Here is a 13,262-nt window from a genome sequence, read left to right on the forward strand (position 1 = left end):
CAGGTGGAAAAAAGATAGTAGAAGTAGAAAAAAGGTAGTGTCGTGAGGAAAATGGAGGCGATATAATTTTGGATGATACCAAAAATATAACAACTCAAAAACGGGCCAGATGGAGTTGAGAGATTTGAGTATTTTTAGAAATCCTAATATATTTCTGCGTATATTGTTCCTCTTTCTGATTGTTATATTGCCCATCTATATTTTGGTGTTCACGATTAATCATACAAGCGGCTCCATACTTCGTAATGAAATTGCAAGTTCCATGGAATCGCGAATCAGTTCCTACTCGGAATTGATTGATTCCGAAATTAATCACATCGCCCAGTTGAAAACGGATTATCTGGCCGATGAAGATTTGCAGAAGCTGAGCACAGTTTCGATTGCTTTAACGCAATATGAGCGACTAGCAGCGATTAAACGATTGTCCAATAAACTTTTTATGTTTAAAGAGTCGAGTCGATTTATAGAAGATGTTCAAATTTACATCCCTAATATTCAAAAAACAATTCGAGCTTCCAGTTACTTAGAACCTATGGAGGAAGACGAAATGTTGATGATCCGTGAAACAAATGCCAATAGAAGTCCCCGAATTGTGGTGTGGAAAGAACAATTAATTCTCGCTTTGTATGATCCCCCTTACTCCGGCGCAAGATCGAATTTTTATTTTAAAATCATTTTGTCCCCCGAACGCATGAAGCAAACTCTGGTGCAAATAACGGCAAAAGAAGATGGAAAGTACTTTCTAATCGATAATGCCAATACTTGGATGTTATCCAATACTTCAAGCGGTGTGGGGTTAGCTGCTGATTTTCAGGATGTTTTGGAAGGAAATACGTTTCTTCATGGAAGCGGATTTTATAATATGTCATTGGATGAACAATCTTATCTGGGTGCCTATCGAAGCTCTAAATATTTGGATACAACACTGTTGGTAGCCGTTCCTGAACGACAGATTTTTAAAGTTCTCAATCGATTTACCTATCTTTTCTGGTTTTTATCGATTGCCGCCATATTTGTCGTTTTATTTTTTTCTTATCGCATGTATCTCATTATCCATCGTCCGCTGCAGGTATTCGTTCGTGCATTACGCAGAGTAGAAGTTGGAGATCTGAATGTGGCGCTACGACACGATAAGCATGATGAATTTCAGTATTTGTACGGTCAATTCAATTTGATGGTAAATCGGTTGCGAGAGCTGATCCATGAAGTGTATACGCAGCGTATATTGTCCCAACAAGCAGAATTAAAGCAATTGCAGTCTCAGATCAATCCTCATTTTTTGTATAATACGATATTTATGCTGCATCGAATGGCCGCCTCTTATGGCTTGCCGGATGTGACTCGTTTTACAGATCTTTTAGGAAAGTATTTTTTGTTCCTGACACGAACCGGTGTCAACGAGATTTGTTTAGACGAAGAATGGAAACATGCAAATGTATACATAGAAATTCAAAAAATACGTTTTGCAGATCGTATCCGAATAGAGTGGCCCGCTCTTAACGAGTCCTATCGGAAGATCAAAGTGCCTAGAATGATCATTCAGCCGCTCATCGAAAATGCTTACAAGTACGGGCTGGAGAAAAGAGGAAGCAACGCCCTTCTACAAGTGAATATCGCCAAAACGCAACAGGATACTCTTTTGATATCGGTGGAGGATAACGGCAGCGAGTTAAGTGAAGCAAACTTAAATCATTTGAGAAGCCTGCTGGCAGAAGGAATGAATGAACAAGAAATAACGGGGTTGATCAATGTTCATCGCAGGCTTCAAATCTATTTTGGCGTACCATTTGGCTTACAGTTTGAGAGGAGCGAGCTGGGGGGACTGAAAGTAACGATCGAAATTCCGAATAGAGGGGAAGATGAAAAGTGAATCGACTATTAATCGTGGATGATGAATCCATTATCGTGAATGGGTTGGTGGATTTATTTGTGCAGCAAGATATGCTGCCATTAGAAGTATATGGCGCTCATTCCGCAGCGGAGGCATTAAAGCTGCTTTCGCAAATCAGAATGGACATCGTCATTACTGACATAGGAATGCCTGAAATGGATGGTCTGGAGCTGCAAAAACGAATCAATCAAGCATGGCCGCAATGCAAAGTTATTATCCTTACCGGGTTCAGTGAATTTCAATATATTCGAGATGCTTTGCGGAATCAAGGGATTGACTATGTGCTGAAAGGCGAAGGCGATGAAGTCATATTCAAGGCTGTGGAAAAGGCGATAGAGCTTAATAAAGAAGAAGTCAAGATGCAAGAGTTGATCGCGCAGGCGGGCAAACAGTTGCGTCAGACAATCCCTTTGCTGCAAAAGGAGTTCTTGCAACATATATTGCAAGGGGATTTATATTCGATTTCAAGACTTGCCGAGCATTTCGCCGAGCTGCAAATCCCGCTTCATGCAGATCATCCGGTCATGCTGGTTTTAGTAAGAGTCGACAGCTTTCGAGAGGAATACAGCATTTATGATCGCAACTTATTAGTCTACAGTATACAGAATGTAGCTCAAGAGTACTTGCAGTCATCTCTCGCCTTGCTCCCGGTTGAACTGAACCCTAGCAGAATGTTGTGGTTTATTCAACCCAAGATCCCCGCATCAAATCCATTCGTTACTTGGGCAGACAGCAAAAACTTTTTAATGGGAAGTCTGGAGCTCATTCAACAAACCTGCAAGGATTTATTGGGTACGCCGCTTTCTTTCATTTTGCAAGAAAGACCGACACCGTGGCCGCGGGTTAGCGATGTGTACGGGCAATGCACGAAATGGATGTCGCGGGGACTTGGTCTGGGGTCGGAGTTTCTATGGGTGTATCAGGAGAAAGAAGAAAAAGTTTGCGAGCCCAAGCTAACATCGTTAAATGACAATCACCTTGGTAAACAGTTGGATCAGTTGAGGCTGTATCTTCAGAATGGACAAAAGGAAAATTTTGAAACGGTATTGTCCGACATTCTGCTTACAGGCTTCGACCATGCAAATGAACCTAGGATAGAACAAGAAATCTATTATTCACTCGTTCCGATATTTCTTTCTCACATGAATCGCTATTTTTCGGAAGAGGTTGGATATCATTCGAATATTAACAAGTTAACATCATTGGAAGCGCATACATCGTGGGGAGACATTACCGACTTTTTCAAGGAGCTATCGTCTACTATATTTGCCGAAAAGAAAGTAGGCATGGAGCATGAGGAAAACGTTGTTATAAATAAGGTGCAGAAGTACATACAACATCATCTGGACGGAGATCTGTCGCTCGTGCGAATTGGCGATGTCGTAGGACATAATTCAAAGTATTTATCCCGGTTATACAAAAAAAGTACGGGAGAGGACTTGTCAAGCTATATTAGCCGAACAAAGTTGGTGCACGCGCAAACCATGCTGCAAGAAACATCCTTGAAAATTTATGAAATTTCAAGCGCTGTCGGATTTTTGTCAGAGCCGTATTTCTACCGATTTTTCCGCAAGGCAACTGGAATGACTCCTCAGGAATATAGGGAGATCCATTCGGTGGACAGAAGATAGGAAAAGTGGAAATCGGTGAGTAGTCCGCCTTTGAACAGTCTATCTATAATAAATGATGTAAGGCGATTGTTATTTATGCAGGGAGGACTGCCCATGTCTGTAATGACAGTAACCGGCAAGGTAGATAAAGATAATCTCGGCTGGGTGCTGCCTCACGAGCATGCTTTTATTGATTTACGCAATCTTGTGCCGTCGCCGCAAACAATCTCGGCCAAATCAATGGCGCAAGAAAAAGTAAGTTTGACTAATTTGGGTCACTTGTCGCGCAATCCATACGCTGTGCTGGATAATGCCGTGATCGATGACGAGAAGGTTGTCAGGGATGAACTCCTGGCCTTCAAAAAAGCGGGCGGAGGTACTTTTGTTGATCTGACCCTTCGCGATATCGGGAGAGACCCGGTATTGCTTGCGGGCGTGTCTCGGGAGACGGGGATCCAAATTGTTGCTGGCTGCGGTTATTATATCCATGCGTCCCACCCTCCGGATATGGATGCAAAAACAATGGAGGATATCGCGGAAGAAATGCTGGCGGAGATCAACTATGGGATAGATGGGACGAATATTAGAGCAGGAGTGATTGGCGAAATCGGCACGAGCGAAATCATCTATCCCAATGAGGAGAAGTCGTTGATGGCCGCGGGGTTAGTTCAGCGGGAAACGGGATTAGGACTGCATGTGCATACCTATTTGTGGGGCACAACAGGACATGAGGTCATCCGGATTCTGAAGGAGCAAGGAGCCTCAACTGAAAAAATATGCATAAACCACATTGATGTTGATTTGCGGATGGATTATTTGAGAGCTTTGCTTCAGCAAGGGGTATATATCGAATTTGATAATTTCGGCAAGGAGTTTTATGCCGACAGAAGGCACAGAAGTATACTGCAAGGCTTGTTCGCAAGAGATATTGAGCGTGTAAAAGCGATCAAGCAGTTAATCGATGAAGGTTATCTGTCGCAAATACTGGTATCAAACGATGTCTGTCTGAAAACCTGTTTGCATCAGTATGGAGGCTGGGGGTTCGACCATATACTGACGAACATCGTGCCGATGATGGAAGACGAAGGGATAACACAAGAACAAATCCGGATGATGATGTGCGACAATCCAGCCACATTTCTGAACAATCCATTCGATTAAAAAAGGGGGGGAGAAAATGCGGATTATCGATTGCAGTTGCTCCATTGGATTTAAAACGATTAATTATGAGGTCGTCAATCATGAGCATTTGCTTGTTCGCGAAAAAGTGAAACAAGTACGTGACGCGGAGGAATTGCTAATTGCGATGGACTATTGTGGCGTTGACCGCGCAATAGTGGGTCACAATACGATGGCGGATGTCGATCCGGATTACGGAAACCGGGCATTGATTGCAGAGACGGCTAAAGCGCCGGAACGTTTAATTCCTACATGGACGATCCTGCCTTCCATTACGGAAGAACAGTACGCACCGGAACATTTATTCCCGGCAATGAAAGCAAGTGGCGTAAAATTGCTGAGGGCATATCCGGAACGTAACCGATATTTGTTAAATGGCGTTGTCATGGGGGATCTTCTGCAAGAACTCGTTGCTGCCCAAATTCCGCTGTACCTGTCGTCTAGCGAGGGATGGGATGGCATATACCAAGTGTTGCAGGAATACCCGGATCTTACGGTTATTCTCTATAACTACGGCTTGTGGAGCCATTCTCGCCTGACATTTCCGTTGCTCAAAACTTACAAAAACTTTTATATCGAGACCGGAGATATGCAGACAGCCGGAGAGATAAGGGAAATATGCAATAAATTCGGTTCGGAACGTTTGCTCTTCGGTTCTGAATTTCCGAGCAATGGGATAGGCGGTCCACTAGTAACGCTCTTCGGATCGGGCATTGCAACCGAACATCTGGAGAACATCGCTTATCGTAATGCGGAAAGAATGCTGAGTGAGGTGAAATTATGAGTTTGCAAACAATGACCAGTAAATCGCTTCTGGCGAAAGAGTTTTTTGAAACGGGCCGCTTGAGCAGCATTTCGATCATTGATATGCATACCCATATGGGTGCTTTTTACGGCACTTATTTGCCTGAAGCGAAATTGGAAATGATGATCAAGGCGATGGACAGACAGAATATCGAGTGGATTATCTCGGCGCCGCATAGTGCCTTGTTTGATCCTATACGCGGCAACTCGGATATCCGCGCTGCTATGCGCGAATATCCCGGAAAGGTTTATGGTTATTACGCGGTAAATCCGCATTATGATCATGATCTGGATCGTGATCTGGAACAATTTGATAGCTTCGAAGGTTTTGTGGGGTTCAAATTTCTTCCGGACTATCACAAATATCCGCTTAACGGGGAGAAGTATCGCAAAATATATGAATTTGCGAACGAACGCGGTTTATTGCTACTTTCGCATACATGGGGACATAGTCCATATAATCCTCCGCAGATGATTGCAGAGCTGTCACGCGAATATGAGAATATCCAATTCCTTCTGGGTCATTCCGCGCCCGGGGAAACGGATTATGCGATTTCACTTGCCAAGGAACGTCCTAATGTTTACTTGGAATTGTGCGATACCGGACGTCTTAATGGGGTTATCTTAAAAATGGTGCAGGAAGCCTCCTCTGAAAAGGTGCTGTTTGGAACCGATTTCCCTTGGTATGACCCCCATTATATGCTGGGCAGCGTGCTCCTATCCGGCATTAGCGATCAGGATATCGAAAATATTATCCATCATAACGCAATTCGCTTGCTCGCGGGCATCCAGGCCAAAAAACAACTTAGGAAAGGTTTGAATCGTTAATGTCGGATATCATAGAGTCGTTTGAAACGGCTAAAGGCAATACATTCGGTGATTTATTGACGTTAAAAGAGAAAAACAGCTCATTGAAGATCGGTTTGCTCACGCTAGGTTTCTTCGAGTACTGGCGAATGTTCCCCGGAACCATGAGAGCCAATGTAAATGAGGATATGACTTGCGTCTATACCCATTTATGCGAAGTACTGGATCAAGATGCAGTTATCTGGCCAGGTTTAATTGATACGCTTGACGCAGCTGATAAAGCGGGGAAGAAGCTGGCTGAAGAAAGAGTCGATATAATCGTATATGTTGCAGGCACCTATTGCCCGGATTATATGGCTATCCAGGCTTTGGAGCATATTCGTCATGCTCCGGTTCTCCTGTTCAATACGCAATCCAGCAATAAAATAAATCTGCAAACCAACTACGAGAACATTCTTAGAAATTCCGCTTTAATCGCCAGTCTTCAATTGGCAGCCACATTTAGAAAGATGGGATGGTACCCCGACTTAAAGGTTGTTGTTGGTTCAATCCACGATACTTCGGCCTACGGAGAAATAAAGAAGTATATACGGGCATACAAGGTTTTTCATCAACTAAAAAATACGAATATCGGTGTTATTGGCCATGTATTCAGAGGCATGTACGATTTCGAATACGACAAGACGATGATCAAGGGAACGGTCGGACCCAATATTATTGCAATTCAGGTCGACCATTTGCTCGATCAGTTTAGTCAAGCTGACGAAGAAGAAATAAAATTGATCGAAGCAGAAACGAAGAGCAGGTTTAATATCGTGGGACTAAGCGATCACGATGTCTATCAATCATCAAGATTTTACGTAGCGCTTCGGAGAACGCTTGAGCGATTCCGATTGGATGCGCTTACGCTGCTCGGTCAGCATTATGTGGAACAGAAAACGGGAACGACCTCATACTTGGCCAATACCATGATCCATGAGGAAGGCAAGTATATCGTGAATACCGAGGGGGATGTACATGGTCTGATCATCATGACCATCATGAATGAGCTCAGCGGACAAATGCCGACTTATGCCGAGTGGGGCGAATATGATGAGGAGCTGAATGCTCTGCTCATGGTTCATCATGGTTATGCGAATACCAATTATGCAACCGACAGAAATACGGTTAAGGTGAACCGTTCGCCTGAACAATGGGGATTGCAGGGAGCGGGATTTGGTTTCGAATATACACTTAAGCCCGGAGAAGTGACGATTAGTCATCTGATCATTGATGCGGAAGGATACAAAATGCTTATTGTAAAAGCCGAGGCTTTGCATATTCCAACCAATATTCCTTGTGAGGAAATTACAGGCGTTGTAAGGTTTGATACTCCAATCAAGCCATTTTTGACTACGCTTATCAAGGAAGGCTTTGCTCATCATTGTATTATTGCATACGGCGACTTTACGGAGGAACTTTCGATGATTGCCGATTTTATGGGAATAAGAAAAGTGATCTACTAAGGTATTAAAATGAGGAGGGGGATACATTTGATTAAAATTCCCAATAAAGAATTTCTAACTAGAATCGAAAACTTAAGAGAACTCATGAGAGATCAAGATTTGCAAGCTTGCCTGATTTATGGCGACGAGTACAGGAAGGAAAACCTGCGTTATATGGGCAACTACTGGCCTTTATTCGAACGAGGGGCGGTAATTGTCCCGCTCAGCGGCGATCCCATTATTTTAGCCGCGCCGGAAGGGGAAATGTTTTGTCGCGAAATGAGCGCTTGGCCGGATGTTCGACTGTTACCCGAATTTAATTGTGTAACTGTACCCGACAATATTGAGTATCCGCTCGCTCATTATACTAGCTTGACCGCAATTAGCAAACAACTGCAGGAAAGCCATTCCCTCCACAAACTGGGTGTGGCGGGGATAGATGCGATTCCCGTACCGTTAATGAATATCATCGAGTCCAGTTTTGAAGGGATTGCAATCGTGGATGCAGCCGATTTGTTGTTTAAGCTGAGGATGAACAAGTCTGCGAACGAGATTGCTTGTCTGCAGGAGGCCGCCAGAATTGCCGATGCAGGTTATAAGTTAATGATCGAACAGGTAAGGCCGGGGATGACAGAACTGGAACTGGCTTCACTGGCTTATGGCGAATGTACGCGTCAAGGAGCGGAACATATGCCGTTCTGTCTAATAACCAGCGGCGATCGGGTCAAGACGATTATCGGGCGGCCTTCGAGCAAAGTGATTGAAGAGGGAGACATGATCCTGGCCGCTATAGCCGTACAGGTCGAGGGGTATATAGCAACTGTGAACTTCCCGTTTGTTGCCGGGACAATGACAGAAGAGCAGAAGGCATTTATCGATGTTCTCGTCGAAGCGGAGGAACGCGGGCTTGCCCGGATTAAAGCCGGCGCCAAGCAGAGCGAAGTGGTACGCGCTGTTAAAGACTGTTTCCAGAAGCATGGAATGACGCAATATGATTTATACCCGCCGCTCCACGGTTGTGGCCTGGCGGAAGCCGAATCGCCGTACCCGGACGAGAATTCCGCCGCGATATTCATAGCAGGTATGACCGTGAATACGGATGTCAGTTTATTTGGCCATCCTCATGGCTCCAACCGGATTGAAGAAAGTCTTCTGGTCACCGATAACGGTTATGAATCGATGTCGAAGCTGGTCAGACATCTCAGCAAGACATGGAGAGCCACCAGGGAAATATCGGTGAACTGAGGAGGAATCGTGCATGAACAAAGAAGGTGCCCGGAACTGGTATGTAATTGATGGATATTTGCCATACAAGGGGAAAATGGAACAGGATCTGCTTGAAGGCCATGAAGCCATTATGATACTGAATTGTCATGATGCTGATGCCACTATATTCATGGATATTTTTTATGAAGATCGAGAGCCTGACCAAGATATCAAGCTAAACGTAAATGCCAGAAGAGTAAAGTGCATTCGCATGGATCATCCTGAAGAGATTGGTGGAATTGCACTGGATAGACAAGTCCAATATTCCCTTCGTTTCCGCAGCGATATTGAAGTCATTATTCAGTATGGCAGAATGGACATTGCCCAACCCAATTTGGCCTATATAGGAATGATGGGATATTCGGAGTGATTGGTAAAATAGCATGTAAAGATGGGAATTTGCCGCTTAATTGGATGGATACAATCCTGATTACAGCGTTCGAATTCCTTTCTTTGCGTTCTCTATTCATATCGGGTTTTTGCATGGATTATACGAAATATAAGGTAGTGGACAGAAGATATTAAATGTGGAAATTAGAAAGTGGTTAGCGGTTTTACCCGCTTGTATAATTTTAAACATATCAAGGATATTTCCTTTGATAAATCCAATTCCAAAGGGGCATAAAGCATGAAGAGAAAAAGGATCGTTATGACAACAATTATATTTGTGTTATGCGTGTTGGCGCTGTCTGCTTGTTCGAACGACAAAAATGGGAACAAGGGCAGCGAAGCGACATCGTCGCCAGCACCGTCGGCAACTTCCGAACAAACGGTTGTGATTGATCCTTTAGGCAAATATGATTCACCTATTTCGATGACTACGGTAAGACGAATCGATGCAAGCATGAATCTGCCGAGTGGTCAAACCTATGAAAAAAACGTGTGGAGCGATGCGATTCTTGAAGAGTTGGGCATTGACATTAAAGTGCAATGGAGTGCGGATATTGGCCAATATGACAGCAAATTGAACGTGACGATGGCTTCCGGGGATTTGCCTGATTTAATGCGCGTCAACGGCCAACAACTGCAACAACTGGTCGAAACCGACAGTATAGCGGATTTAACAGAAATATTCGATCAATACGCTTCGGAAGAAACAAAAAAGCAGTTTGCGGTCGGAGACGGGATTGCGCTTGAGCAGTCGTCGGTTGGCGGAAAGTTATATGCTCTGCCTAATACGGCATCCGCGATCGGCGGAGCGGGCGGCCCGCTCATCTGGGTTCGGGCGGACTGGATGAAGAAATTAAATCTGCCAGAGCCTAAAACAATAGAAGATTTTATTCTTATAGCAAAAGCTTTTACAAATGATGATCCGGATGGCAATAACATGAAGGATACGTATGGTTTCACATTTGACAATACAGTTAAAAACAGCGGATTATCAGCTTCCGGTTTTTTTAATAGCTTTCATGCTTATCCGGGGTTGTGGATTGAAGACAACAATGGCGGACTTGTGTATGGCAGTACACTGCCGGAAGCCAAAGAAGCCCTTCTAGCGTTGCAACAGCTGTACGCCGAAGGGGTTATTGATCCCGAATTTACGGTTAAGGATGCAGCCAAAACAATCGAGATGATCGCTTCAGGAAAAGTAGGAATGATCAATAGCGCGCATTTCTTTGGCCAGTTAGGTCCGCATCAATTAAAGGATAATGATCCAAAATCCGAATGGGTGCCTTACCCGCTGCCGTCTATTGATAATGAGCCCGCTAAAGTTGGCTTGAATGCGCCTGTTCTTGAGTATTACGTGGTCAGAAAAGGTTACGAGCATCCGGAAGCTATCGTCAAATTATTTAACTATGTCTTTGAAAAAACGGTAGGTAAAGATGCCGGCAAGGAGACCTATGACCGTTTCATGTATGATCCTGAGGATGGCAGCATTCAATTATGGAAATTGGCTCCCGTATTTTCCAATGACGCAACCGATCTTCCGTTTCAACAGTTTATAGATGCCGTTGACGCCAATGACGAGACTTTGGCTGTGGATCCGACAGCAAAATTGCTTTGGGATAATCGTTTGAAAGCGATTAATGGCGAAGGCAGCGTATATGGATGGGCATTGTATTATCCCGCCTGGAAAATCTTTTTCGATATTATGGATAAAGGCTTATTTGTAAACGACGGTTTCTATGGCGGCAATACGCCGACCATGACGGATAAATCGGCTACCTTGGCAACGATGGAACTCGAAGTATTTACAAAAATCATTATGGGCGCGGTTTCAATTGATGAGTTTGATAAATTCGTTAAAGATTGGCATGCATTGGGTGGAGATCAGATTACTAAAGAAGTGAATGAGTGGAAACAAATGCAATAACAATAAGCATTTATTGCGTGCATGATTAAAGTATAGCAAGGGCGGAACATTCTTTCGCCCTTGTCTATGACGAAGGGGGTTAAATATGCGATATAGTAACTGGGCGAGAGAATTGCCCCTTCATGTGATGATTATACCAGCACTTTTTATTCTAATCCTATTTGCCTATGTACCGATGACGGGCGTAGTTATTGCTTTTCAAAAGTTTTATCCTGCTTTGGGGATATCAGGTTCGAAGTGGGTGGGTTGGGATAACTTTGAATTTATGTTCAAATTGCCGAATACGATACAGGTTTTGTGGAATACGGTTATCATTGCGGTGATGAAAATTATTGTAGGAATTGCGCTGCCCTTGATTGTCTCTATATTGTTGAACGAAGTCAATCACAAGCTTACCCGTTCAGGCATCCAAACCCTTATTTATTTACCGCATTTTTTATCTTGGGTCGTACTGGCAGGCATTCTGATTGACATTCTGTCAATGAAGGGGATTGTGAACCAATTTCTTCAATTCGCCTTTGGTGTAGATCCTATCTTTTTCCTGGGAGACAATAACTGGTTTCGTTTCGTCGTGGTTGTATCCGATGCATGGAAGGAATTTGGATTCAGCACGATTGTTTACCTTGCTGCCATTGTAGGCATAGATCCCGCTTTGTATGAATCGGCCAAAGCGGATGGAGCAAATCGTTGGAAGCAAACCTGGCATGTTACCATACCGGGGATGATGCCCATTATTGTTCTGCTTACAACATTAAGTATGGGGAATATTCTGAATGCCGGTTTTGATCAAATCTTTAATCTTTATAGTCCTGTCGTTTATGAGACGGGAGATATCATTGATACACTGGTCTATCGAACCGGCTTGGTGGAAATGAGCTTTGGCGTTTCAACAGCTGTAGGGCTGCTTAAATCCGTTGTTTCATTAATTTTAATATCGCTTTCGTACTGGTGTGCCTATCGATTTGCAAATTATCGCATTTTCTAAGTTTGGAGGAAACAACATTGAATGCTCATGCGGGACAATTGGAAAAAGTCGCAACTGTTGTTATCTATGTGTTTTTAATTGGGCTCGCTGTTTCATGCGTCTTGCCGTTAATTCATGTGTTAGCTATTTCTCTCAGCAGCGCTTCTGCGGCCGATGCGGGAATGGTTACGTTCTGGCCCATTGATTTTACTTTCCAATCCTATCAATATGTCATTGGAAAACAACAATTTCTCGACTCCATGTTCATTTCCGTAAAGAGAATCGTGCTGGGAGTATCGCTTAGTATGTTGCTGACCTTATTAGCGGCATATCCATTGTCCAAAGAAAAAAACAGCTTTCGATTTCGAACCCTTTATGTATGGGTATTCGTGTTTACGATTCTTTTTCACGGGGGTCTTATTCCTTGGTATATGACGATCCGGTCTGTAGGCATGCTGGATTCGATATGGGCTTTGGTTATTCCAGGAGCGGTTCCGGTATTTAATGTCGTTCTTTTGCTTAATTTTTTTCGGAATTTGCCTAGGGAGATTGAAGAAGCGGCATTTGTCGACGGCGCCAATCACTGGGTTATTCTATTCAAACTGTTTTTGCCGCTCTCGGCCCCTGCGCTTGCAACGCTTACGCTATTTAGTATTGTAGGGCATTGGAATGCATGGTTTGACGGGCTCATTTTAATGAATAATCCAACCAATTATCCTTTAACCAGCTATTTGCAGACCGTTGTCATAGGCAGGGAACTTAGTCAATTGTCGCCTCAGGATGCGATATTGATGTCTAGTATATCAGATAAGACATCCAAATCGGCACAAATATTCGCCGCGTGCCTCCCGGTGCTGCTCATCTATCCTTTTCTTCAAAGATACTTTATTAAAGGAATCGTATTGGGCAGCGTAAAAGGGTAAATCTATTAACGATATTAGGA

At 43.6% G+C, this 13,262-nt stretch carries 11 protein-coding genes; all 11 read left to right on the forward strand.

The features are described 5' to 3' along the window. Positions 1–124 precede the first annotated feature (124 nt). The 11 genes from B1748_RS10655 to B1748_RS10705 all read left to right on the forward strand — a co-directional run bounded on the left by B1748_RS10655 (position 125) and on the right by B1748_RS10705 (position 13,242). Positions 125–1,870: a sensor histidine kinase gene (locus B1748_RS10655; protein WP_179215516.1), complete on the forward strand. Its 1,746-nt coding sequence runs from the start codon at positions 125–127 to the stop codon at positions 1,868–1,870. 14 nt (positions 1,871–1,884) lie between these two features. After that, positions 1,885–3,522 carry a response regulator transcription factor gene (locus B1748_RS10660; protein ID WP_256975615.1) on the forward strand — a complete coding sequence of 546 codons (1,638 nt, stop codon included), beginning with the start codon at positions 1,885–1,887 and terminating at the stop codon, positions 3,520–3,522. 93 nt (positions 3,523–3,615) lie between these two features. Beyond that, on the forward strand, positions 3,616–4,662 hold the full coding sequence (locus B1748_RS10665) for a phosphotriesterase family protein (protein WP_179215518.1): 1,047 nt from the start codon (positions 3,616–3,618) through the stop codon (positions 4,660–4,662). 16 nt (positions 4,663–4,678) lie between these two features. After that, positions 4,679–5,464 (forward strand): amidohydrolase family protein, encoded by a 786-nt coding sequence (locus tag B1748_RS10670; RefSeq protein ID WP_087567890.1) that lies wholly within the window; start codon positions 4,679–4,681, stop codon positions 5,462–5,464. Then, entirely contained in the window at positions 5,461–6,312 is an 852-nt protein-coding gene (locus tag B1748_RS10675; RefSeq protein ID WP_087567891.1) for an amidohydrolase family protein, read from the forward strand. The genes B1748_RS10670 and B1748_RS10675 overlap by 4 nt, the downstream gene beginning before the upstream one ends. Further along, positions 6,312–7,796, forward strand: coding sequence for a hypothetical protein (locus tag B1748_RS10680; RefSeq protein WP_087567892.1), 1,485 nt, complete (start codon positions 6,312–6,314; stop codon positions 7,794–7,796). The genes B1748_RS10675 and B1748_RS10680 overlap by 1 nt, the downstream gene beginning before the upstream one ends. Before the next feature lie 27 nt (positions 7,797–7,823). Further along, positions 7,824–9,020, forward strand: a complete 1,197-nt coding sequence (locus B1748_RS10685; protein ID WP_179215519.1) for a M24 family metallopeptidase — start codon at positions 7,824–7,826, stop codon at positions 9,018–9,020. 13 nt (positions 9,021–9,033) lie between these two features. After that, a complete protein-coding gene (locus B1748_RS10690) occupies positions 9,034–9,411 on the forward strand; it encodes a sensory rhodopsin transducer (RefSeq protein ID WP_087567894.1) in 378 nt (125 codons plus the stop codon). Positions 9,412–9,669: 258 nt separating this feature from the next. Continuing rightward, positions 9,670–11,355: an extracellular solute-binding protein gene (locus B1748_RS10695; protein ID WP_087567895.1), complete on the forward strand. Its 1,686-nt coding sequence runs from the start codon at positions 9,670–9,672 to the stop codon at positions 11,353–11,355. A gap of 85 nt (positions 11,356–11,440) precedes the next feature. Beyond that, positions 11,441–12,340 (forward strand): ABC transporter permease, encoded by a 900-nt coding sequence (locus B1748_RS10700; RefSeq protein WP_087567896.1) that lies wholly within the window; start codon positions 11,441–11,443, stop codon positions 12,338–12,340. Positions 12,341–12,357: 17 nt separating this feature from the next. Continuing rightward, a complete protein-coding gene (locus tag B1748_RS10705; RefSeq protein ID WP_087567897.1) occupies positions 12,358–13,242 on the forward strand; it encodes a carbohydrate ABC transporter permease in 885 nt (294 codons plus the stop codon). Positions 13,243–13,262: the final 20 nt, after the last annotated feature.

It is taken from the genome of Paenibacillus sp. MY03, assembly GCF_002165585.1.
GTDB lineage: Bacteria > Bacillota > Bacilli > Paenibacillales > Paenibacillaceae > Pristimantibacillus > Pristimantibacillus agaridevorans.

What these genes read in the sequence shown, in the direction of transcription:
- B1748_RS10680 (WP_087567892.1), top strand. Translation starts at nt 6,312, where the DNA reads ATGTCGGATATCATAGAGTCGTTTGAAACGGCTAAAGGCAATACATTC.
- B1748_RS10695 (WP_087567895.1), top strand. Translation starts at nt 9,670, where the DNA reads ATGAAGAGAAAAAGGATCGTTATGACAACAATTATATTTGTGTTATGC.
- B1748_RS10670 (WP_087567890.1), top strand. Translation starts at nt 4,679, where the DNA reads ATGCGGATTATCGATTGCAGTTGCTCCATTGGATTTAAAACGATTAAT.
- B1748_RS10700 (WP_087567896.1), top strand. Translation starts at nt 11,441, where the DNA reads ATGCGATATAGTAACTGGGCGAGAGAATTGCCCCTTCATGTGATGATT.
- B1748_RS10690 (WP_087567894.1), top strand. Translation starts at nt 9,034, where the DNA reads ATGAACAAAGAAGGTGCCCGGAACTGGTATGTAATTGATGGATATTTG.
- B1748_RS10675 (WP_087567891.1), top strand. Translation starts at nt 5,461, where the DNA reads ATGAGTTTGCAAACAATGACCAGTAAATCGCTTCTGGCGAAAGAGTTT.
- B1748_RS10665 (WP_179215518.1), top strand. Translation starts at nt 3,616, where the DNA reads ATGTCTGTAATGACAGTAACCGGCAAGGTAGATAAAGATAATCTCGGC.